Genomic DNA, 22,016 nt, shown 5'->3' with positions numbered 1-22,016 from the left:
AAAAAACCTCTCAGCTAAGGAGAGGTTTTTTTACAACCAGCTCCTTATCTGTCAGCGTAATGCTGCGAGAATTAGCACCGTGTCTACAATTGTAGATCGGTTGCCGGGTTTCGTCGGGCTCGTCCCTCCACCTGCTCTTGATAAGAAGTATTTAGAAATGTTTAAATTTTTAAGATAACTGAATTTTGTCAGATATTTTTCGTGTTGTCAATTACTTTTTGAAAAAATTTAATTTATCAATTCGATTAATGGCTTCTCGTAATCTATCTTCTGTATGTAAGAGACCAACACGGACATACCCTTCGCCATGCTCACCAAATCCAACACCAGGAGCAACTGCGACATGTGCTTTTTCTAGTAAAATATTAGAAAATTGCTCAGAGGTATATCCTTTTGGAACGGGAAGCCATGCAAAGAATGATCCTGTTGGAATGTCTACATTCCAACCAATTGAGTGACAGGCTGAAATAAGAGCGTTTCTTCGAGATTCGTAACTATTTACAAGGTCTATTACACAAGACTGTGAACTTAATAGCGCTTCTCGAGCAGCATCTTGAACTGCACCGAATATACTAACATACATATGATCTTGTAATAGGTTAATTGTTTCAATCACACTTTCATTCCCTACAGCAAAAGCGATGCGCCAGCCAGCCATATTGAAAGTTTTTGATAATGTGTAAATTTCAATTCCTATATTTTTCGCACCATCTGCTTGCAAGAAACTAACAGGTTTTTGACCATCAAATCCGATAGCGCCATAAGCAAAATCGTGAACAACTAATATATTATGTTTATTAGCAAAGTGAATGGTTGCATCAAAAAAATCTTTTGATGCAGTAGCACCGGTAGGATTATTTGGATAGTTTAAAAACATTAATTTTGCACGCTCTGCAATAGAGTCATCAATGTTCGTATAATCTGGTAAAAAGTTATTTTCTGCAATAAGTGGCATTCTTTCAAAGTGTGCTTTTGCTAAAGCAACCCCGGATAAATAATCTGGATAACCTGGATCCGGAACGAGAATCGTATCACCAGGATTTGTAAAACAAATCGGTAATTCTACTAGTCCAGCCTTCCCACCAAACAAAATAGCAACTTCAGTTTTTGGGTTTAATTCGACGCCATATTCACGTTTATAGAATGTAGCCACGGCTTCCTTTAAGCTTTCATGTCCGCGAAATGGCGGATATTTATGATGAATGGTCTTTTCGGCAGCATCTTGTAAAGCTTTTACGATATGCTGCGGTGTTGGTTGATCTGGATTACCTTGACCTAGATTAATAACATCGTGACCAGCTGCAACGACTTTGTTAACTTTTGCAACAAGTGAAGCGAAAAATTGTGTTGGCAATGATGTTACTATCTCAGAAGGTTGAAATAATTTCATACTTTCCACCTCTTTTGAAAGTTGTTACAATTCTAGTGACAAATGATATAATCTTTCCAGTATTTTGTAAAGAGAAAAATAAGAATGGGGCTGAAAAAATGAAAGTCGCATGTATTCAAATGGATATTGTTTTTGGAGATGTAGAAAAAAATATTGAGAATGCTAAAAATAAAATAAGTGAAGCTATGAAGGAAAGGCCAGATGTTATCGTCTTACCAGAACTATGGACAACAGGATATGATTTAACGAGACTTTCTGAAATTGCAGATAGGGATGGAGTGGAAACGAAAGAAAAGTTAATAGAATGGGCGAAGCGATATGATGTACATATTGTTGGTGGGTCCATAGCAAAGCAAACAGAGCAAGGCGTTACAAATACGATGTATGTTGTAAATAATGAAGGACAGTTAGTCAACGAATATAGTAAAGTACATTTATTTCAGCTTATGGATGAACATAAATATTTAATAGCTGGTAATGGTACGGGCGAATTTAAGCTAGATGCTGTTGAATGCGCTGGAACAATTTGTTATGATATTCGTTTTCCAGAGTGGATGCGTGTTCATACTGCTAAAGGGGCAAAAGTATTATTTGTTGTAGCTGAATGGCCATTAGTTCGTTTAGCACATTGGCGTTTGCTATTGCAAGCAAGAGCAGTTGAAAATCAGTGTTATGTTGTTGCGTGTAATAGAGCAGGGAAGGATCCGAATAATGTGTTTGCAGGTCATTCTTTAATTGTGGATCCTTGGGGTGAAGTTGTAGTAGAGGCGAATGAAGAGGAATCAATTTTATTTGGAGAGCTTGAATTCGAGAAAATTAAAGAAGTACGTAAAGGAATTCCAGTTTTTGCGGATCGCCGTCCAGAATTATACAAATAAAATGTTGACAAGTGATTTTTATTCTTGGTATAGTCTTCAACATAAAGTTGAAAATTCAAAAAATTATACAACTCTTATCAAGAGCAGGTGGAGGGATTTGGCCCGATGAAGCCCAGCAACCGACCGTAATACCATTGTGAAATGGGGCGTTTATTACGCCAAAAGGCACGGTGCTAATTCCAGCAGAAAGTAAAACTTTCTGGCAGATAAGAGGGGAGAAGATAAACTTCAAACCTCTTTCTTAGTGGAAAGAGGTTTTTCTATGTTAGAAAAACCTCTGAATTTAAAAAGGGGGAGAAGAAGATGGGATATTATTCATTAACAGAAATAACAGCTGTACAATATGCGAAAGATCATGGCTATTTTGAAGAGAAGGCAAATGTCATTTGTCATGAAATTGGAGATGGAAACTTAAATTACGTGTTTAAATTAGATGATGGAGAGAAATCCATTATAATAAAACAAGCACTGCCTTATGCGAAAGTAGTTGGTGAAAGCTGGCCATTGTCTATAAAAAGAGCAACGATTGAAAGCAAGGCATTACAAATTTTTGCGCAGTATGTACCGGATTATGTTCCAGTAGTGTACAGTCATGACGAAGAGTTAGCGATAACGGTAATAGAAGACTTATCAAGACTAACAATTACAAGAAAAGGATTAATAGACGGAGAAGAATATCCGCTTTTATCCCAGCATATTGGTCGTTTTCTAGCACATGTTTTATTTTACACTTCAGATTTTGGTTTACAGTCAAAAGAGAAAAGGGTACTAGAAGGTACCTTTGTAAATCCGGACCTTTGTAAAATTACAGAGGATTTAGTGTTTACAGATCCGTTTGGACATTATGATACAAATGATTATGAGCGAGATTTACAGCTCGTGGTTGATGAACTTTGGAGTGATAAAACTTTAAAACTAAAAGTAGCACAATATAAATATAAGTTCTTAACAAGAAAAGAAACTCTTATTCATGGTGATTTACATACTGGTAGTATTTTTTCGTCACCTTCTGAAACGAAAGTGATTGATCCAGAATTTGCGGCATATGGCCCATTTGGGTTTGACATAGGTCAATTTATTGCAAATCTATTATTAAATGCGTTATCTAGAGAAGAAGAAAAGAGAAGTGTACTATTTTTCCATATAGAAAAGACGTGGAGTTATTTTGTAGAGACTTTTACAAAGTTATGGATTGGAGAAGGTGTAGAAGCATATACGAAAGAAAAACAATGGTTACCAATTATTTTGCAAAATATCTTTACTGATGCTGTTGGATTTGCCGGATGTGAACTAATTCGTAGAACAATTGGTTTAGCTCATGTAGCAGATTTAGATGAAATAGAAAATAAAGAAACAAGAATTCAAGCTAAGAAACAAGCGCTATCCTTAGGAAAAGAACTAATAAAATATGAATCTAAAAGTGCTGATATTCAACTGTTTCGAACATTATTTCAACAGACAGTTTCAAGGGGTGTAAAAGCATGAGTACAATCGTTACTGTTCCGAGATCTGTAAGTTGGAAAGGGGATGCAATTGCGGTATTAAATCAAACGAAATTGCCACATAGCACAGAATACAAAACATTAACGACTATTGAAGAGGTTTGGAAAAGTATCATAATGTTAGAAGTACGCGGAGCGCCTGCAATTGGAATTGTAGCTGCATTTGGCTTGGCGCTTGCAGCGAAAAAATATAATACTTTACATATCGAAGAATTTCAAAAGAAGTTTAATAGAGACTGTAACTATTTAGGGACATCACGCCCAACGGCAGTAAATTTATTTTGGGCAATTGATCGTATGAGAGAATCTATTCGAGAGATTACTACAATAAAAGAAGCACAAAAAATATTAGAAGAAGAAGCGCTTCGCATTCAACAGGAAGATGAAGAGGTGTGTCGAAATATTGGGGAATATGCGTTAACATGTTTTAAAGATGGCGATAATATTTTAACAATCTGTAACGCTGGAAGTATCGCAACTGCCAGATATGGAACTGCATTAGCTCCCTTTTATATTGGAAAAGAGAAAGGTGTGCGTTTACATGCATATGCGTGTGAAACGAGACCAGTTTTACAAGGTGGTCGCTTAACGACGTGGGAATTGAAGCAAGCAAATATTGATGTGACCCTTATAACAGATAATACTGCAGCTCATGCTATTCAAACGAAAGAAATAAACGCAATTATTGTGGGGGCGGATCGAATTGTCGCAAATGGAGATACAGCCAATAAAATAGGGACAATGAATTTAGCTATTTTAGCAAAGTACTTTAATATCCCATTTTACGTTGCTGCGCCACTGTCAACATTTGATGTTACGAAAGAAACTGGAGCCGAAATTATTATTGAAGAAAGAGATGAAACAGAAGTTACGAAAATCTTTGGAAAACAAGTAGCACCAATTGGAACGGATGTTTATAATCCAGCATTTGACATAACGCCGAATGAATTAATTACAGGAATTATTACTGAGAAAGGTATTATACGCGGGGACTATAAACGAGAAATTGCATCATTATTTGAAAAACAAGCTAATACATAATAGCTTGTTTTTTTATGCCTAAATGCAGTGTTTTCTCTTACTTATATAATGAAAGGAGGGGAAGAGGGTGGAAGAGTGGATCAAGATGATAGGTAATGTAGGGTTTCCGATTGTTGTAACATTATATTTACTCCACCGTATTGAAAGTAAATTAGAGGGGGTAATTGTTGCAATTGAGAAGCTCCCGCGGCAATTACTAAAGTACGAAGATCCTCGGGATAAAAAATAAAGTTTGCTCTTCTTGAGCAAACTTTATTTTTATTGAGCGGTATAACCACCATCGATAACGACAGCTTGACCAGTTATACCTTTAGCTTTTTCACTCGCTAAAAACATCGCATAATCTGCAATTTCTTGTACTTGTAATAAGCGCTTTTGTGGAACGAGTGGATAAATAACATCTTCTAAAACATTTTCAAGTGGTACATTTCGTGTAGTAGCTAAGTCTTGTAGTTGATTACGTACAAGGGGGGTATCAACATAACCAGGGCAAAGGGCATTAACAGTAATACCATGCGTAGCACCTTCTAAAGCGGCAACTTTTGTTAATCCAATTACGCCATGTTTTGCACTATTGTAGGCAGCTTTTCCAGCAAACCCGACAAGGCCGTTAATAGAAGCGACATTAATAATACGACCATATTTTTGTTGTTTCATAATCGGAAAGGCATGCTTAATTGCAATAAACGGAGCAATTTGCATAATTTGAATTAGTAGCTCGAACTTTTCAGTTGGAAAGTCTTCAATGGGTGAAACGTGTTGCATTCCTGCGTTGTTAATTAATATATGTAATGAACCGAAATGATCAACTGTTTGAGAAATTGCTGCTGTAATTTCCTCTTCAGATGTAACGTCACATTTTAAACCGATAGCTTGAAAACCTTCATTTTGTAATTGTTCAGCAGCTTCTTTTGCACGTTCTTCAAGCCGATCGGTAATCACAACTTTTGCACCTTCTTTTGCAAAAGCCTTTCCCATTTCATAACCAATGCCACTTGCAGCACCTGTTAAAAAGACAACTCGATTTGTAACCATGATGAAAAACATCCCTTCATAATAAAGTTTTCATAGTGCTCTATTTAGAGAAGCTATAATGAAATTCCTGCAAACATTTGGAAAAAAAATCGTTAGCTATCTTGTTTTGCAAAATAGTCTTTGCTATACTATTTTGTAAAGTAAGATACTTACGCTTATCTATCTTGTAAAGCAAGATAGTAGGAGGATTTGAATTATGTCGACAAGTCAAATGCTGAAAGGGATTTTAGAAGGATGCTTACTTGCTATTATTTCTGAAGGCGAAATATACGGTTATGAAATGAGTGAAAAGCTAGGGAAGTATGGTTTTACAATGGCGAGTGAGGGAAGTATTTATCCGTTATTAATACGAATGCAAAAAGAAGGACTAATAACAAGCGTAATGAAGGAATCTCCATCTGGTCCAAAGAGAAAATATTATACATTAACAGAAAAAGGCGAGGAAGCACTTGATGAATTTATGGATCGCTGGGAAACGATGCAAAGTAGTGTAGAACGTCTACTTGAAGGGAAGGGAAGGAGAAAATAATGCTATCAAGTGAAGCGCGAAAGTTTTTGTTAGATATGAGATTATTTTTGACGGCAAAGAGTGTGAAAGAAAGCGATATTGAAAATTTTATAGAAGATGCGGAACTCCATTTAATTGAGGGTGAGAGTGATGGGAAAAGTGTAGAAGATATTTTCGGAAGCTCACCGAAAGAATATGCAAATGAACTTGTACAAGTGATGGAAAAAGATAGACAGGAAACGTGGAAGCAAATTGGTTTTACAGTAATGAATATCGTATCGTTTTGGATTATTGCTTCTATCTTAATAGTGAATCATGGAATGTTACAGATTTCACTTATTCAGTGTATCGGTTATAGTTTTTCATTGATTTTAGTTGTTATAGGTCCTAATTTTCTACTTCGCAAAATGGCCTTCGTAACAAGTTTTACAAAAACATGGTTTTCTATGTGGTCTTTAGTTATGATCGCTCCAATGTTTTTATTAGGAGCTGTTACGATATTAGACGTGATATATCCGACAAAAATGCTCACATTCACCGAAGTGCAAAGTTATATAGTAGCTGGTGGGATTTTTATCATCACAGTAGCTATAAATATATACTTTGAAGGATGGTTTAAAAACTTATATTTAATCATTCCACTTTCAATTATGTTAGTGTTTAAAACATTTACAACGGAAGATCTTGTTCCAATGTTATTTCAAATTATATGTTTATACGGAAGTTTATTTATTTTAATTTTTGTTGAAATTATGGTGAAGGCGAATAGAAGAGAAATGGTTAAATAAGGGAGGGGCTATAATGCAGATTTCTAAAGAAGGAGAAAAGTTCTTAATCGATACGAAAGTATATTTAATAACACAAGGAATTAAAGAAGAAGATGTTGACGCTTTTTTAGAAGATGCAGAACCTCATTTAATTGAAGGTGAGAAAGAAGGAAAAACGGTAAGTAATATATTTGGTGATTCGCCAAAAGAATATGCGGAAGAATTAGCGAAAGAGATGGAGAAGGATAAAGGCGGAAGTATAAAGAGTGTTTTAGGAATGATTATTGGGATAGGTGGGTATTGGTTACTAACCAATATTTTATTTGGAAATCCGAATCAACAATTTACGTTAACAAATGTACAGGTAATTGGTTATCCTATCGTTTTAATTATTACAATTATTGGAACGGTTTTTGCGTTTAGAATGTCTTCTTTTAAAAGTAAATCAGTAGAGTTTGGAATTATTTATGTAATAGTAATGATACCTATTTTATTATTAGTGTTATTAATGTTTATGAATAAATGGTATGGGACGCCAATTTTACAATTGTCGACAATGCAGACATATATATTAGCAGTAAGTATATTTTTATTACTTCTTATTGGTGAAGTATATGTTCTTGGTTGGATGGGTGTTTTGGTACTAATTGTTCCTCTTGCGATTATGTTCTTATTTAAAGACTTAGAAGAAAGAAATGTATTTTGGGGAATTGCAAAGATATTACTTATGTATGGAAGTATATATGGATTAATGAGATGGTCTTTAAAAATTGAAGAAAGAAAAAGTGTGAACTAGAAATTCAATAAAAAGCGGCTGCTCTGGATATACCAAAAATTATTTCCAAAGAAATATTATATAGGGATTTTTAGAGGGATTACATTTACATTTAGTTGTCTATTTTTATTTCTAGCAGCCGGGATTTGTTTTGTTGATTGGAATAAGTTGTTTTAAACAGTAACATGAGGGTTACTGTTTTTTTCTTTGCAATAAAGAGCTTTGTAAAGAGAGTGTTTTTTGTTCGTTCGTCAATAGAGACTGAATAGGAACATTTTCAGGGCGCGGGACTATCGGATACATAAGATTGGTTGGAGAAGGATGGTGCTCCGAGCCAGTTGGGGAATGAGGATCTGCGTGAGTAAGTTTTCCGTGAACACGTCTTGTAAATAAAATATGACCGATTTCGTGAGCAAGCGTATATATATTTTTCATAGGAGCAGCCGAGTTTGTTAAAACGATATATCCGGTAAGTTGTTGCTGTTTTGCTAAAGAGTAAGCGCAGGCAATTACTGCTGTTTCTTTGAAATAATCACTGCCAATATAACAAATATAAAGGTCGCATTCAGGAGCTTCATTTACACATGTTTGGAAAAAGGATGCCAGCTTTTCTTGACTTTGAATGGAATTTTTATAACTGATTTCACGGTCAAAAAAACGGAAAAGTTCATTTAATACAATTACTTCTTGAATTTGAAATGTAATGGGGTGCCAAATTGATTCTGCAACAGCTAAATCTTTTGCGATGCGGTCATCAGAAATATCGGCGCCGGGAGTAATACAAATACATATATTGACGTATGGATCCATAAGGAACACCTCAACTGAAAAAAAGTTCTTCCTATAATATATGTGGGGAAAAGATGTCATGTATGGATAAACGCCTTCTTTATTGAATATATAGATGACAAGTCGAAAAAATTTCATAGTTCTATAACGTAGTGTGATCATCTTTTTGATATAGTAAAGAAAAGGGGGAGAATATATGTATACATTAAAAATCGTTTCAGACAGAGAAGCTCTTTATCAATTTGCAAGTTATGTAAGAGTTGTACAAGGGGTGGAAGATGTATATGTAGAGGTGGGAGAACCTTTATATGAACATCCGTTAATGAAGTTTTATGTACATATTAAGCTGAAAGAAACATATGAGCAGCATAAAGCGTTACAGGAAATAGCAAGATTAGTAGAATTGGGGCGTTTTACATATGTCCATTATCGTAATGATGAAATTGAGGAAGCTTTTGAAGCTGTAAAATATGAAAGTTTTAAGAAATAAAGGTGAAAAAAAGGAGGCGAAAGCTTCTTTTTTTCTTTAAAATTACATGAACAAAAAGAGCAAAATTTTGTTATGATAAGGGAGGTTAGGGAAAGGGGAATTTACATATGGGGTATATTGAAGAGTTACGAAAAGTCGTTGGTACAAGGCCGCTTATTCTCGTAGGATCAGCAATTATTATATTAAACGATAATCAAGAAGTATTGCTTCAATATCGTTCAGATACATATGATTGGGGTGTACCTGGTGGGGCGATGGAACTGGGCGAAACGACAGAAGAAACTGCACGTAGAGAGTTATTTGAGGAAACGGGGTTAACTGCAAAAATAATGCAATTTCTTGGTGTTCTATCAGGAAAAGAAGTATATTTCCGTTATCCGAATGGCGATGAAATTTTCAATGTTATTCATCTGTATCAGGCACATCATGTGAGCGGGGAATTAAAGCTCGATCATGAAGGGTTAAAACTTCAATATTTTCCAGTAGATAAGTTGCCAAAATTGAATGAAACGACAGAGAAAATTTTACAAAAGTTTTTATATGCGCTGACAGAATAGAAGGTTAATTCCTTCTATTTTTATTATATTAAATATTTTGATTTTTTAGTATGTTTATAGTATGATAGTTATAGATATACATCTTATGGAATTTCACCTAAAAACTGACTAGGGTACATAAGAGAGGGGCAAGTGCAAAATGCATAATGTTGTTATTACAGCTGCAGTTCGTTCGCCAATTGGAACTTTTGGAGGAGCGCTAAAAAATGTAACGCCAGTAGAATTAGCTGTTCCTGTACTTCAGGAAGCTGTAAAACGAGGCGGGGTAGAACCACATGAAGTTGATGAAGTAATTTTAGGTCATTGTATTCAAAGAACTGATGAAGCAAATACGGCGAGAACAGCTGCATTAGCGGCAGGATTTCCTGACACAGTTACGGGATATACAATCCAACGTCAATGTTCTTCAGGTATGCAAGCAATTATGTCAGCTGCAATGCAAATCCAATTAGGTGTAAGTGATGTTGTTGTTGCAGGTGGGGTAGAAGCGATGAGTTCGAGCCCTTATGCATTGAAACAGCACCGCTGGGGACAACGTCTACAGCACGGAGAAATTCGTGATACGGTGTGGGAAGTGTTAGAAGATCCGATTCACCATATTATGATGGGTGAAACAGCGGAAAATTTAGTTAAACAATATGAAATTACAAGAGAGGAACAAGATGAAGTTGCTCTTCGCAGTCATACATTGGCACTGAAGGCAATCGAGTCTGGATACTTTGACGATCAAATTGTTCCTATTACAATAAAAGAGCGTAGAAAAGAAGTTGTATTTTCGAAGGATGAACATCCACGTGCAGATATTACAGCTGAAAAATTAGCTGGATTGAAGCCGGCGTTCCGTAAAGATGGATCAGTGACTGCTGGAAATGCATCTGGCCTTAATGACGGGAGTGCAGTTCTAGTATTAATGAGCGAAGAAAAAGCGAAAGAAAAAGGTTTACAACCGTTAGCTAGAATTGTTGGATATTCAGTAGCTGGAGTAGATCCAAAAATTATGGGTATTGGACCAGCACCAGCAATTCGTAAAGGTTTAGAAAAAGTAGATTGGTCATTGGAAGATGCAGATTTACTTGAAATTAATGAAGCTTTCGCGGCTCAATATTTAGCTGTAGAGAAAGAGTTAGGCTTAGACCGTGAAAAAGTGAACGTAAACGGTAGTGGCGTAGGACTTGGGCATCCAATTGGTTGTACAGGGGCTCGTATTACAGTAAGTTTAATTCACGAATTAAAAAGACGTGGGTTAGAAAAAGGAATTGCCTCTTTATGCGTCGGTGGCGGTATCGGGGTTGCCTTATTTATAGAAGCACTATAAAAAAGAAGCAGCTATTGCTGCTTCTTTTTTTACGACTCAAATAGATGATGGAATAATCGATCGCGATTTTCAAAGAAAAGTTTCGTCGTTTGGTAATGCTCAGTTTCTTCTAATGTGGATTCGTGAATTCCCTCTTGTGTTAAAGAATATATAGTGGATTCAGGATAAGCCATTAAAATAGGAGAATGCGTCGCGATAACAAATTGTGAACCTTGTTCAGCTAGTTCGTGCATTCGAATGAGCATGGAAAGTTGTCTCATTGGTGATAAAGCTGCCTCAGGCTCATCTAAAATGTATAAACCTTGTCCTGAAAAACGGTTCATAAATAATGAGAAGAATGATTCACCGTGTGATTGTTTGTGTAGTGAGATACCACCATAAGAGTTGATAACCGGATTCCCACGTGCTTCTCTATCAGCATCTATTTCATCAATATAAGAAGCAACGTTATAAAATGATTCAGCGCGAAGAAAGAAACCGTCGTTTGGTGTATTGAAACTTTTTGAAATTCGAAGGTATTCATGTAAAGATGAATGGGAATCGTTTGTGCTAAAGCGGAAGTTCTTCGTTCCACCTTCTGCATTAAAACCTAACGCAATTGCAATTCCTTCAAGTAATGTTGATTTACCTGTTCCGTTTTCTCCAATAATGAATGTTACATTTGGATGGAAATCTAGTGATTGTAATGTTCGAATAGCGGGTAAGCAGTAAGGATATGCGGAAAAACTAGGGATATTTTCTTTTTTTAATGTGACATTTTGTAAAAAGGGTACGTCAATCAATATATAAACCTCAATTCATAACGGATTTTGAATTTAAAAAGGCAGCAAATACAAGTGTTAATGACACCTGAATCCCTTCTTGTTTTCTGAATATTTTATGTGGATTATATCATTTAAACTATCATATTCCAATGTGAAAATAAATATTGCATGAAGATTCATTCTCTCGTTATGATATATGGTATTCTATTGAAAATGTGAGAAGGAGTTAAAGTATGCCGTTTACATTTGCACATCCAGCAGCAGTTCTTCCTTTTGCGAAAAAGCACTCTAAACATATTTCAGTAACGGCTCTTATATTAGGTAGTATGGCGCCTGACTTTGAATATTTTTTGCACTTTAGACCCTATGGTGTTATTGGCCATACATGGCTTGGGTTCTTATATTTAAATTTACCGCTTGTATTTCTAATCGCATACATATATCATTACATTTTAAAAAAGCCGTTTATAACGCATTTGCCTAAACCGTTTGCTGGTTATTATTCATATGCAATAGATGAGAGGTGGGGGCTACATACCTGGAAAGAATTCTTTGTATTTTGCTATTCTGCATTATTCGGTATGCTCACGCATGTCGTTTTGGATGCATTTACTCATAATACAGGCTATTTCGTTATGAAAATAGCATTGTTACAAATTGAATTACACAGTATTCCATTGTATAAATATATGCAACATGGGAGTACATGTGTTGGCTTATTATTGCTATTATACGTACTATGGAAGTATAAAGATGAAACAGGGAAAGATATGATTGTAGCTTTAGAAAAAAGAAAGTATTGGGTTTCGATAATCATTGTGACAGCTTTTATATTTATCGTGCATGCGTTCCTAGACCCCTATTTTCATATTTTCCAAATTGGAGGTATAATAGTATCTGGACTGACAAGTTCATTTTGTGGAATTGTCATTGTTTCTATAGTTTACAAAGCAAGGGACTAATTTTATATTCATGAATGATAGCGTTAGGAGAAATGAAATGATGAAAGCATGGAAAAGTATTTTTGTTTTATGTAGTTTTCTTCTTATGTTAAGTGGTTGCTTCCATCAAGAAGAAAAGAAAGCTGAACCGAAGAAGAAAGAATCTATTCCTGAAACGAAAGAATATGGTGGGCGTGAGCTGAAAAAAGTAGGACAAAAAGTGAAAGAAACAGGATGGGGTACTTTCAAGTTAGAGCAGATGCATTCTGTGAATCAAACATTTGAAGTAGCGCCAATGAAAATTCACGTACAAGATGTGAAAGTAATCTCTTTATCACAAATGAGTGAAAAGGCAAAAAATACATTGAAAGTATACACGGCACTAACTCCTGAAGAAGTAAAACGTAGATTAGGGGATAAAGTAAGCCAAGAAGATGCAGAATTATATGCATCGCTAAGTGGAACAGAGATTAGTAATACAATTCGTTACGTTGAGATTACATATAAAGTGGAGAATAGCGGAAATAAAAATATGCAATTTTTCTCTATGAATGATGTTATGATTAATGGTAAGCAACATTTTAAAGTAGCCACTCAAAACTTTTTATATGACGAAGATACGTTAGTTGGTACAAAAAATGTATCAAGAGAAGACTATAAGCCTGGTGAAATAAGAGATGGTATTATTGGTTTAATACTTGACGATGGAAAAGACAAGGTAAAGGATATTCAGTTTACAACTGATGATTTACTTGCAGGAGATTCAGAAACACAAGATGTTGTAAAAGAGCCACAAACGTTTAACATCTCACTAAAATAATGTAAGACAAAACAGTCAGCATACAAATATTATGCTGACTGTTTTTTTATTTCTTTTATGTATGAATCTACATTTTGAAAAGGCACCTTAATTTTAAACGCATCTTTTTGTTCATTAAATTGCTTTTCATTGTAGGGACCGAAACGTTTATTGTGCTTTACATCAATAATCCAATAATGTTCACTTTTTTTATTCGCAATTGCTGCGTCAGGGTTATTTGGATCTGATTTTTCCTCAGTTTGTTTTGCAATAATGTATTTATCATCCCAAGCAATGTCTGTAATTTTTGCAGGGATGTATTGTGTGGCATATACAGCATCTTGCGAGGGGAAAAGTTCAAATGCATTTCCAGAAGTACGTATGAGTTCGTATTCATCGTTAACCGTATAAGTTAAGTGACTTGTGTTTCCTGCACAACCAGTTAATAGGAAGGCGACGAATAGGATTATCCATTTTTTCAATATGGGAACCTCCTTTATAATGCTATTGTAACAAATTGTACAAGAAAAGTAAGAGAAACGCTAGTTTACAATGTTTTTTAGAAGTGGTACGATGAGACGGGTAAAGAAGGATATGAAGGAGTCGACATAAAATGAAGTTAAAGATGCATCGTCCAGCGCTTGTAATGAATCGCATAGGTGCTTCCCTAATTGACATGTTTTTAATCTCGGTTATGTATGGTGCAGTAGTAGCTATTATGACCGGAAACTATAGTGCTATGTTTAAGCGCTTTAATATAAGCTTAGGTGATTTTAGATATGATTTCGCAGTAGTTTTCATATTAATGGCGATATATTTTATTGTATTACCCTTTATTTGGAACGGTGTTACACTTGGCAAAAAGGTAACGAGAATAAAATTAATTTCATTGAAGAGTGAAAAGCTAACGTTGCAAACATTAATTATAAGATTTTTTGTAGTGTTATTACCGAACGTATTGCTATTAGGAATTCCATTAATATGTAACGTATATATGATGTTGTTCCGCAAAGACAATTGCGGTTTTCAGGACTTAATTACAAAGACGAAAATAATAAGTCTTGTATAATAAAATAAAAAAAGACCCTTTTATATATAAAAGGGTCTTTTTTTATTTTATAAGTATATTGTGAATATTTACAGTAAGGAAAAACTAAAATGTGTCATTTCTATTTATAATAGATTGAAAATTAAGATAATGGTATAATGATTAAAAATAATATCTTTATCTCACCATTTGGGGCTGATTAAAGTTTTACTTTATATAATAAGGGGGAAGTTGAGATGACAGGAGGTAGCATAATTTTTTGGGGCATTCTCATTTTTATCGGTCTAGTTCTTGATCAGCGTAAGAGTAAGAAAAAAGAAGGATAAAAAGTAAACGTTTACAAATCGAATGGCAATTTTTCTTGCTTGCAGAATAATCTCATAAAGGAGTATACTGAATGACGGTAAGACTTATAGAAGGGGTAATGAAAATGAAGCTTGCAGGAAAAGTTGCTATCGTAACTGGCGGTGGCATCGGTATTGGACGTAATACAGCTCTTTTGTTGGCTAAACAAGGCGCAAAAGTTATTGTGACGGACATTGATCAAGAGAGTGGACAAGCAACAGTGGAGGAAATTACGAATCTAGGCGGAGAAGCCCTTTTTGTATTCTATGATATGGAAAAGCAAGGAGATTGGCAACGCGTTATTAGCATTACTTTGAATGCATTCAGTCGCATTGACATGCTTTTTCAAAATGCTGGTTTATATAAAATAGATTCTATTTTTTCTCGCCAACAAGAGAACGATTCCAATGTACTTTGTATTAATGACGTTTGGATAGAGATAAAACAATTAACGTCATCTTTTATGAAACAGCAAGAAGAAGTGGTGCTTAGTGATTTACCGATTTTCGGTATTATTGGCACGAAAGGACAATCATTTCATACAGGAGAAGCCCTAGTATAATAATGAAAACCGCCCTCAATATATGTGGACGGTTTTTTATATGTGTATAGTAAAGATAAATTTTTTAGCGAATACGTTGTTCAGTTTGGTTATCAAAGAAATGCGCTTTATTCATATCAAATGCTAATTTAATTTGGTCACCAGGTGAAAACGTATGTCTTGCATCTACACGTGCCGCAAAATCTTGATTCCCAAGTTTCATATATAAAATGGATTCAGCACCTAATAACTCAGCGACTTCAATTTTTGTTGTGAAGGCAGTAGATTGTGAAGCTTCTAAAAATAGTAGTTCATCATGAATGTCCTCTGGACGAATACCTAAAACAATTTCCTTATTTACATAGCCTTGTTCACGTAGCATCTTCATTTTTCCTTCAGATACTTTAATTTTTATAGTATTGTCTATAACGAAATCGGTTTCAGTCAATTTACCACGGAAGAAGTTCATAGCTGGTGAGCCGATAAATCCACCCACGAAGATGTTTTCTGGTGTTTCATATACTTCTTTTGGAGTTCCAATTTGTTGGATTTTTCCATCCTTCATAACGACAAGACGCGAAGCCATAGTCATTGCTTCTGTTTGATCATGTGTTACATAAATTGTTGTTGTTCCAAGACGATGATGTAGCTTAGAAATTTCTGAGCGCATTGCAACACGGAGTTTAGCATCTAAGTTTGATAATGGTTCATCCATTAAGAAAACTTTTGCATCTCGAACGATTGCTCTACCTAACGCAACACGTTGGCGCTGTCCACCTGATAATGCTTTCGGTTTTCTATCTAAATATTGTTCAAGTCCTAAAATTTTTGCTGCATCTTTCACGCGACGATCGATTTCATCTTTTGGTATTTTTCGAAGTTTTAATCCAAATGCCATATTATCATATACACTCATATGTGGATAAAGAGCGTAGTTTTGGAATACCATAGCGATATCTCGATCTTTTGGAGGAACATCATTCATTAGTTTACCATCAATTGAAAACTCGCCTTTTGAAATATCTTCAAGTCCAGCTACCATTCGTAATGTTGTAGATTTTCCGCATCCAGAAGGACCGACAAATACAATAAATTCTTTATCTTGAATGTGTAAATTAAAATCAGTTACAGCTGTTACGTTATTATCATATATTTTATAAATGTTTTCTAATTTAAGTTCTGCCATGGTATTTCCCCCTAGAAATAATTATGCAAACGTTTTCTTTGAGTTCATTATAAACGAATAGATTCAAAAAATAAATAAAAAAATAAAACGTTTTCATTTATTGGAGATTTATTAGTGGTTTTCATATGTTTTCTTAGAAAAAGACAATAAAAATTGTAAGCGCTATTTTAAATTGAGATAGAATCTGTTATCATTCATTAATGAAAACGTTTGCGCCTTAAAAAAGAGAAAAATGAATGATGAATGAAATGGGGTAGCATAATGGAAAAACAATGGTGGAAAGAAAGTGTAGTATATCAAATTTATCCTCGTAGCTTTATGGATAGTAATGATGATGGTATAGGAGATCTTCAAGGGATTATTTCAAAGCTAGATTACTTAAAAGAGTTAGGGATTGATGTGATTTGGTTATCACCAGTCTATGAATCTCCAAATGATGATAATGGTTATGATATAAGCGATTATTGTAAAATTATGAACGAGTTCGGAACAATGGAAGATTGGGATGAGCTATTACATGAAATGCATGAACGTAATATGAAATTGATGATGGATTTAGTTGTTAATCATACATCTGATGAACATAATTGGTTTATTGAATCACGTAAATCAAAAGATAATAAATATAGAGATTACTATATATGGCGCCCTGGAAAAGAAGGAAAAGAACCGAACAACTGGGGAGCAGCGTTTAGTGGATCAGCATGGCAGTATGATGAAATGACAGATGAATATTATTTACATCTGTTTTCTAAAAAACAGCCAGATTTAAATTGGGATAATGAAAAGGTAAGACAAGATGTTTATGAAATGATGAAGTTTTGGTTAGAAAAAGGAATTGATGGTTTCCGTATGGATGTTATTAATTTTATTTCTAAAGAAGAGGGATTACCAGCTGTTGAAACAGAAGAAGAGGGGTATGTTTCAGGTCATAAGCATTTTATGAACGGTCCAAACATTCATAAATATTTACATGAAATGAATGAGGAAGTATTATCGCATTATGATATTATGACGGTTGGTGAAATGCCTGGTGTAACGACAGAAGAAGCGAAATTGTATACTGGAGAAGAACGAAAAGAATTGCAAATGGTATTCCAATTTGAACATATGGATTTAGATTCAGGAGAAGGTGGAAAGTGGGATGTAAAACCATGCTCACTTCTTACTTTAAAAGAGAATTTAACAAAGTGGCAAAAAGCATTAGAGCATACCGGATGGAATAGCCTTTATTGGAATAATCATGATCAGCCTCGCGTTGTATCTCGTTTTGGTAATGATGGAATGTATCGCATTGAATCAGCAAAAATGTTAGCGACAGTTCTTCATATGATGAAAGGAACGCCATATATTTATCAAGGAGAGGAAATCGGAATGACGAACGTCCGATTTGAGTCAATTGATGAATATCGAGATATTGAAACGTTAAATATGTATAAAGAAAAAGTGATAGACCATGGTGAAGATATAGAAAAAGTAATGGAATCTATTTATATAAAGGGTCGTGATAATGCTAGAACTCCGATGCAGTGGAATGATCAGGATCACGCTGGATTTACAAAAGGTGAACCTTGGATTACTGTAAATCCTAACTATAAAGAGATTAATGTGAAACAAGCAATCCAAGATGAAGGTTCAATTTTTTATTACTATAAGAAATTAATTGAACTACGCAAAAATAATGAAATAGTTGTGTATGGATCATATGATTTAATATTAAATAATGACCCTTCTATTTTTGCTTATGTAAGAACATATGGAGATGAAAAACTACTTGTCATTGCAAACTTTACTGCGGATGAAAGTGTATTTGAAATGCCTAAGGATATTAGTTATAGTGAATCAGAGTTATTTATACACAATTACGATGTAGAAATTGGATCGATAGATAACATTACATTACGTCCGTATGAAGCGATGGTATTCAAATTGAAATAAGAAAAATCCTTATGCCACCTTGGCATAAGGATTTTTTGGGTTACCATTTTAATATGGAGAATCCATATGGAGGAAGTGTAACTTGTAATACACTTGCTTCTGCTGAAAATTCTTCGTTTGTATAAATGTTAATTATTTTCTTACCAGTAACATGAAGAGGGAGTGAAACTGTAACTTCACTATTAGTAGGGTTTAAAACGAAAAAGATAGTTTCATCCTCATATGTTTTCGTATAAGAAATATAATTATGTTCATCATTTGCTTCGATGAATTGAAAAGTACCATGTCCTCCAAATGCTTTATGTTGTTTCCGTAATAAAATCAATGTTTGTATATGGGTAAATAATGCATGATCTTGTTCTTTAGTATCCCAAATCATACATTTACGGCAATCAGGGTCCATGCCGCCATCCATACCAATTTCATCTCCGTAATAAATACAAGGAGAGCCGATGAAAGAAAGATGGAATACATAGAGCAATTTCAACTTATTTTTATCTCCGTTGCATGTTGTTAAAATTCTTGGAGTATCATGGCTATCTAATAAATGAAATGCTGCTTCATTTACATTCATAGAGTAGGAATGTAGAGATTCTGTAATTTGCTTCATGAATTCACTTGCTTTAATGGAATCGTTAGCAAAGTAAGAAAGTAGAGCGTTTGTAACAGGATAGCTCATGACAGCATCAAATTGATCGCCTTGTAGCCACGGAAGGGCATCGTGCCAAATTTCTCCCAAAATATATACTTCAGGATTTAGTGTCTTTATTTCAGTTCGGAATTCTCTCCAAAAGTTGTGATCGACTTCATTGGCGACATCAAGGCGCCAGCCATCTATATTGAATTCTCGTACCCAATAACGTCCTACTTCAAGTAAGTATTCTTTTACATCTGGATGAGCTGTATTTAATTTAGGCATATACGGTGTAAAGGCGAAAGTATCATAATTTGGAAGTGGTTCGGTTATAATCGGAAATTCATGAATGTGGAACCACTCTTTATATGCGGACTTCTCACCATTCTCTAGTACGTCTTGAAATTTCTCGAAAAAGTATCCACTATGATTAAACACAGCATCGAGCATTACTTTTATACCGTGCTTATGACATTCTTCAACGAGCTCTTTAAAAGTTTCTTTCGTCCCAAATTGTGGGTCAATTTCCATATAGTCAATTGTGTCATATTTATGGTTTGAATGAGCTTTGAAAATAGGTGTGAAATATATTCCGGAAATGCCAAGCTTAACAAGGTAATCAAGGTTTTGAATAACACCAGAAAAATCTCCGCCGAAAAAATTAGTTGGAGTTGGATTCGCACTTCCCCAAGGAAGGGTGTTTTCTGGATTCAGCGTACTATCGCCATTAGCGAATCGCTCAGGGAAAATCTGATACCAAATGGTGTCTTTAATCCAAGATGGTGCTTTGAATACATCATCTGCATGAATAAATGGAAAACAGAAAAAGTTACCAACATCATCATTTGGAATGCTAGAAAAGAATCCTCGCTCTGCATAAATAAGAGTGTCTGTTTCAGATTTTAATTCAAACCCATAACGTAAGCGCTTAAATTTTGGTTCGATTGAAATGGACCAATAATCAAATAATGCAGTAGAACCTGTTTTTTTCATGGGTGTACTTGCTGATATCCATTTCCCGTCTTTCCATTCGTAAGGATCACCGTAAATAAGATTGGCGCTTTGAATATCATCTCTCTTAGTACGTACTCGGATGTGAATTGTTTGTTCATCATAAGCGTATGCATAATTATCTTTCGGCCTATGATAAATAGCTTCTTTAAACATATAGAAAATCCCCCTTCAATATCTCTATACATAGTATTCCCTTAAGTGTAATAATAAAGCCTATATTGCAAACGATTGCCTTTCTCGTAGCTTTAATATTGCTTATAAGAGTAGTATTCATTTCATATAAAGTCAATGTATAAAGAGTATAATGACATAATTTTTAAATTAATATTTGCAAAATGAATAAAAGAATGTATAATGATAGACAAATAGCGCAAACGTTTTCATAGATTGAGATATTGTTTGCGCTTCAATTAAACTATTAAATGCAAACGTTTTCAGTTACTGAGGTACATAGACAATTTAGGGAGGTTTTTGGGATGAAGAAAGCATTATCATTATTAACGGTTTCAGCATTATCTATTGGTATGTTATCTGCATGTGGACCGAAAGATTCAGGGAAAAAAGAGGAAAGTAAAGCGAAAAAAGACTATGATCTTCTTGTTTGGGAAGATGATAAAAAAGGTGTTGGTTTAGAACCAGCAGTGAAAAGCTTTGAGGAAAAATATAAAGTAAAAGTAAAAGTTGTTGAAATGCAAATGACAGATCAAGTGAAGAAGTTACGCCTTGATGGACCAGCGGGGACTGGACCAGATGTTGTAACATTGCCACACGATCAAATCGGAAATGCAGTAACAGAAGGTTTACTTTCTGAAGTGAAAGCAGATGATGCTGTAAAGAGTAAATTTACTAATTCATCAATAGAAGCACAGACATATAATGGAAAATTATATGGTTTACCAAAAGCAATTGAGACACCAGTCTTTATTTACAATAAAAAACTAATGCCAAAAGCGCCAGAAACGATGGACGAGCTGTTTAACTTCTCAAAAGAATTTACGAAAGATGGCAAGTACGGATTTTTAGCATTAGGAGATAACTTCTACTTTGCTAATGCATTCATGGCAGGTATGGGCGGTTATGTATTTGGTGAAAAAGATGGAAAGCCAAATGCAAGTGATGTTGGATTAAATAATAGCGGAGCAGTACAAGGTGCTGAATATCTTCAAAAATGGTACAAGGAAAAATTATTCCCAAAAGGTATTATCGGTGAATCAGGTGGGCCTGCTGCTGATGGACTATTCAATGAAGGAAAAGCAGCTTCTATCATGAATGGCCCATGGGCGTTCCAAGCAATGGAAAAGAACGGGATTGATTATGGCGTTGCTCCAATGCCGAAATTACCAAATGGTCAACCAATGAAAACGTTTGTTGGGGTTAAAGGATGGCATGTAACAAGTTTCTCTAAACAAAATGATTTAGCTACAAAATTCACTGAGTGGGTAACAAATGAAGAAAACGCAAAAATTCGATTTGAGAAAACAAAAGAAATTCCTCCAGTAAAATCAGTAATGGAAGATCCAATTATTAAAGATAACGAAGCTGCAAAAGCAGTTGCAACGCAATCTGAAAATGGAATTCCAATGCCAAACATTCCAGAAATGCAAGAAGTTTGGAAACCAGCTGGAGATGCGCTTCAATTAGTTGTTACAGATAAAGAGGCACCAAAAGCGGCGCTTGATAGTGCAGTGAAACAAATTAAAGGTAATATTGAGGCAAATCATAACAAGAAAAAATAAGGTGAAATTCGTGCCTCGAATAT

24 protein-coding genes, 1 pseudogene and 2 riboswitches are annotated in these 22,016 nt (G+C 34.8%); of the genes and pseudogenes, 18 read left to right on the top strand and 7 right to left on the bottom strand.

What is annotated here, in order from left to right:
• Window positions 1-41: 41 nt before the first annotated feature.
• Window positions 42-147: riboswitch (SAM riboswitch) on the bottom strand.
• 64 nt (window positions 148-211) lie between these two features.
• The gene (locus ACTL4X_RS20445; RefSeq protein WP_086400821.1) at window positions 212-1,390 is read right to left on the bottom strand and encodes a pyridoxal phosphate-dependent aminotransferase; all 1,179 of its coding nucleotides are present in this window, start codon (window positions 1,388-1,390) and stop codon (window positions 212-214) included.
• 14 nt (window positions 1,391-1,404) lie between these two features.
• Between ACTL4X_RS20445 and ACTL4X_RS20440 the strand changes: the two genes are divergently transcribed.
• From ACTL4X_RS20440 to ACTL4X_RS20425, 4 genes are all read left to right on the top strand, one after another.
• Window positions 1,405-2,268: a carbon-nitrogen family hydrolase gene (locus tag ACTL4X_RS20440; protein WP_137396677.1), complete on the top strand. Its 864-nt coding sequence runs from the start codon at window positions 1,405-1,407 to the stop codon at window positions 2,266-2,268.
• A 71-nt stretch (window positions 2,269-2,339) separates the two neighbouring features.
• Window positions 2,340-2,481: riboswitch (SAM riboswitch) on the top strand.
• Between the two features lie 90 nt (window positions 2,482-2,571).
• On the top strand, window positions 2,572-3,753 hold the full coding sequence (gene mtnK / locus ACTL4X_RS20435) for an S-methyl-5-thioribose kinase (RefSeq protein ID WP_000542684.1): 1,182 nt from the start codon (window positions 2,572-2,574) through the stop codon (window positions 3,751-3,753).
• A complete protein-coding gene (mtnA, locus tag ACTL4X_RS20430; RefSeq protein ID WP_000104604.1) occupies window positions 3,750-4,811 on the top strand; it encodes an S-methyl-5-thioribose-1-phosphate isomerase in 1,062 nt (353 codons plus the stop codon). Before mtnK ends, mtnA begins: the two co-directional genes overlap by 4 nt.
• Window positions 4,812-4,878: 67 nt before the next feature.
• Window positions 4,879-5,040, top strand: coding sequence for a YvrJ family protein (locus ACTL4X_RS20425; protein WP_000393336.1), 162 nt, complete (start codon window positions 4,879-4,881; stop codon window positions 5,038-5,040).
• Window positions 5,041-5,069: 29 nt separating this feature from the next.
• Here ACTL4X_RS20425 and ACTL4X_RS20420 read toward each other — a convergent pair whose 3' ends face one another.
• Window positions 5,070-5,846: a 3-hydroxybutyrate dehydrogenase gene (locus ACTL4X_RS20420; protein ID WP_000258428.1), complete on the bottom strand. Its 777-nt coding sequence runs from the start codon at window positions 5,844-5,846 to the stop codon at window positions 5,070-5,072.
• A 196-nt stretch (window positions 5,847-6,042) separates the two neighbouring features.
• On the opposite strand from ACTL4X_RS20420, the gene ACTL4X_RS20415 reads away from it, so the two are divergent.
• The 4 genes and pseudogenes from ACTL4X_RS20415 to ACTL4X_RS20400 all read left to right on the top strand — a co-directional run.
• Entirely contained in the window at window positions 6,043-6,375 is a 333-nt protein-coding gene (locus ACTL4X_RS20415) for a PadR family transcriptional regulator (RefSeq protein WP_000107997.1), read from the top strand.
• Window positions 6,375-7,142 (top strand): DUF1129 domain-containing protein, encoded by a 768-nt coding sequence (locus ACTL4X_RS20410; protein ID WP_000952890.1) that lies wholly within the window; start codon window positions 6,375-6,377, stop codon window positions 7,140-7,142. Before ACTL4X_RS20415 ends, ACTL4X_RS20410 begins: the two co-directional genes overlap by 1 nt.
• A gap of 13 nt (window positions 7,143-7,155) precedes the next feature.
• Window positions 7,156-7,917 carry a DUF1129 domain-containing protein gene (locus tag ACTL4X_RS20405; protein WP_001167278.1) on the top strand — a complete coding sequence of 254 codons (762 nt, stop codon included), beginning with the start codon at window positions 7,156-7,158 and terminating at the stop codon, window positions 7,915-7,917.
• Window positions 7,918-7,929: 12 nt separating this feature from the next.
• A pseudogene (locus tag ACTL4X_RS20400) lies at window positions 7,930-8,073 on the top strand (DNA-binding protein); the annotation flags it as partial.
• A gap of 15 nt (window positions 8,074-8,088) precedes the next feature.
• Here the strand turns inward: ACTL4X_RS20400 and ACTL4X_RS20395 are convergent.
• Window positions 8,089-8,706: an ImmA/IrrE family metallo-endopeptidase gene (locus tag ACTL4X_RS20395; RefSeq protein ID WP_000371608.1), complete on the bottom strand. Its 618-nt coding sequence runs from the start codon at window positions 8,704-8,706 to the stop codon at window positions 8,089-8,091.
• Between the two features lie 175 nt (window positions 8,707-8,881).
• Here ACTL4X_RS20395 and ACTL4X_RS20390 point away from each other — a divergent pair, with 175 nt between their 5' ends.
• From ACTL4X_RS20390 to ACTL4X_RS20380, 3 genes are all read left to right on the top strand, one after another.
• Window positions 8,882-9,175 carry a DUF3928 family protein gene (locus tag ACTL4X_RS20390; RefSeq protein ID WP_000288330.1) on the top strand — a complete coding sequence of 98 codons (294 nt, stop codon included), beginning with the start codon at window positions 8,882-8,884 and terminating at the stop codon, window positions 9,173-9,175.
• 107 nt (window positions 9,176-9,282) lie between these two features.
• On the top strand, window positions 9,283-9,732 hold the full coding sequence (locus ACTL4X_RS20385; RefSeq protein WP_000540529.1) for an NUDIX hydrolase: 450 nt from the start codon (window positions 9,283-9,285) through the stop codon (window positions 9,730-9,732).
• A gap of 139 nt (window positions 9,733-9,871) precedes the next feature.
• Window positions 9,872-11,047 (top strand): acetyl-CoA C-acetyltransferase, encoded by a 1,176-nt coding sequence (locus ACTL4X_RS20380; protein WP_000552081.1) that lies wholly within the window; start codon window positions 9,872-9,874, stop codon window positions 11,045-11,047.
• A gap of 29 nt (window positions 11,048-11,076) precedes the next feature.
• Here the strand turns inward: ACTL4X_RS20380 and ACTL4X_RS20375 are convergent, their stop codons facing one another.
• On the bottom strand, window positions 11,077-11,829 hold the full coding sequence (locus ACTL4X_RS20375) for an AAA family ATPase (RefSeq protein WP_000568006.1): 753 nt from the start codon (window positions 11,827-11,829) through the stop codon (window positions 11,077-11,079).
• A 215-nt stretch (window positions 11,830-12,044) separates the two neighbouring features.
• Between ACTL4X_RS20375 and ACTL4X_RS20370 the strand changes: the two genes are divergently transcribed.
• Window positions 12,045-12,773 (top strand): DUF4184 family protein, encoded by a 729-nt coding sequence (locus ACTL4X_RS20370; protein WP_001116851.1) that lies wholly within the window; start codon window positions 12,045-12,047, stop codon window positions 12,771-12,773.
• A 37-nt stretch (window positions 12,774-12,810) separates the two neighbouring features.
• The gene (locus ACTL4X_RS20365) at window positions 12,811-13,572 is read left to right on the top strand and encodes a hypothetical protein (protein ID WP_000973899.1); all 762 of its coding nucleotides are present in this window, start codon (window positions 12,811-12,813) and stop codon (window positions 13,570-13,572) included.
• A 29-nt stretch (window positions 13,573-13,601) separates the two neighbouring features.
• On the opposite strand, the gene ACTL4X_RS20360 is transcribed toward ACTL4X_RS20365, so the two are convergent.
• Window positions 13,602-14,033, bottom strand: a complete 432-nt coding sequence (locus tag ACTL4X_RS20360; RefSeq protein WP_000758789.1) for a DUF3997 domain-containing protein — start codon at window positions 14,031-14,033, stop codon at window positions 13,602-13,604.
• Window positions 14,034-14,164: 131 nt separating this feature from the next.
• On the opposite strand from ACTL4X_RS20360, the gene ACTL4X_RS20355 reads away from it, so the two are divergent.
• The 3 genes from ACTL4X_RS20355 to ACTL4X_RS20345 all read left to right on the top strand — a co-directional run bounded on the left by ACTL4X_RS20355 (window position 14,165) and on the right by ACTL4X_RS20345 (window position 15,506).
• Window positions 14,165-14,620 (top strand): RDD family protein, encoded by a 456-nt coding sequence (locus ACTL4X_RS20355; RefSeq protein ID WP_000769080.1) that lies wholly within the window; start codon window positions 14,165-14,167, stop codon window positions 14,618-14,620.
• Between the two features lie 215 nt (window positions 14,621-14,835).
• Window positions 14,836-14,925, top strand: a complete 90-nt coding sequence (locus tag ACTL4X_RS20350) for a hypothetical protein (RefSeq protein ID WP_000145638.1) — start codon at window positions 14,836-14,838, stop codon at window positions 14,923-14,925.
• Between the two features lie 71 nt (window positions 14,926-14,996).
• Window positions 14,997-15,506, top strand: a complete 510-nt coding sequence (locus ACTL4X_RS20345) for an SDR family NAD(P)-dependent oxidoreductase (RefSeq protein ID WP_000218412.1) — start codon at window positions 14,997-14,999, stop codon at window positions 15,504-15,506.
• Window positions 15,507-15,570: 64 nt separating this feature from the next.
• On the opposite strand, the gene ACTL4X_RS20340 is transcribed toward ACTL4X_RS20345, so the two are convergent.
• Window positions 15,571-16,671, bottom strand: coding sequence for an ABC transporter ATP-binding protein (locus tag ACTL4X_RS20340; protein ID WP_000818931.1), 1,101 nt, complete (start codon window positions 16,669-16,671; stop codon window positions 15,571-15,573).
• A gap of 261 nt (window positions 16,672-16,932) precedes the next feature.
• Here ACTL4X_RS20340 and malL point away from each other — a divergent pair, with 261 nt between their 5' ends.
• The gene (gene malL / locus ACTL4X_RS20335) at window positions 16,933-18,609 is read left to right on the top strand and encodes an oligo-1,6-glucosidase (protein WP_078386112.1); all 1,677 of its coding nucleotides are present in this window, start codon (window positions 16,933-16,935) and stop codon (window positions 18,607-18,609) included.
• A gap of 40 nt (window positions 18,610-18,649) precedes the next feature.
• On the opposite strand, the gene ACTL4X_RS20330 is transcribed toward malL, so the two are convergent.
• Window positions 18,650-20,410: an alpha-glycosidase gene (locus ACTL4X_RS20330; protein ID WP_078386113.1), complete on the bottom strand. Its 1,761-nt coding sequence runs from the start codon at window positions 20,408-20,410 to the stop codon at window positions 18,650-18,652.
• A 323-nt stretch (window positions 20,411-20,733) separates the two neighbouring features.
• Between ACTL4X_RS20330 and ACTL4X_RS20325 the strand changes: the two genes are divergently transcribed.
• Window positions 20,734-21,993 carry an extracellular solute-binding protein gene (locus ACTL4X_RS20325; RefSeq protein ID WP_000709923.1) on the top strand — a complete coding sequence of 420 codons (1,260 nt, stop codon included), beginning with the start codon at window positions 20,734-20,736 and terminating at the stop codon, window positions 21,991-21,993.
• Window positions 21,994-22,016 lie beyond the last annotated feature (23 nt).

Source organism: Bacillus sp. RE35 (assembly GCF_052146655.1).
Taxonomy (GTDB): Bacteria; Bacillota; Bacilli; order Bacillales; family Bacillaceae_G; genus Bacillus_A; species Bacillus_A cereus.
The sequence above is the reverse complement of the archived record's forward strand: the minus strand, read 5'-3'. Positions and strand labels throughout refer to the sequence as shown.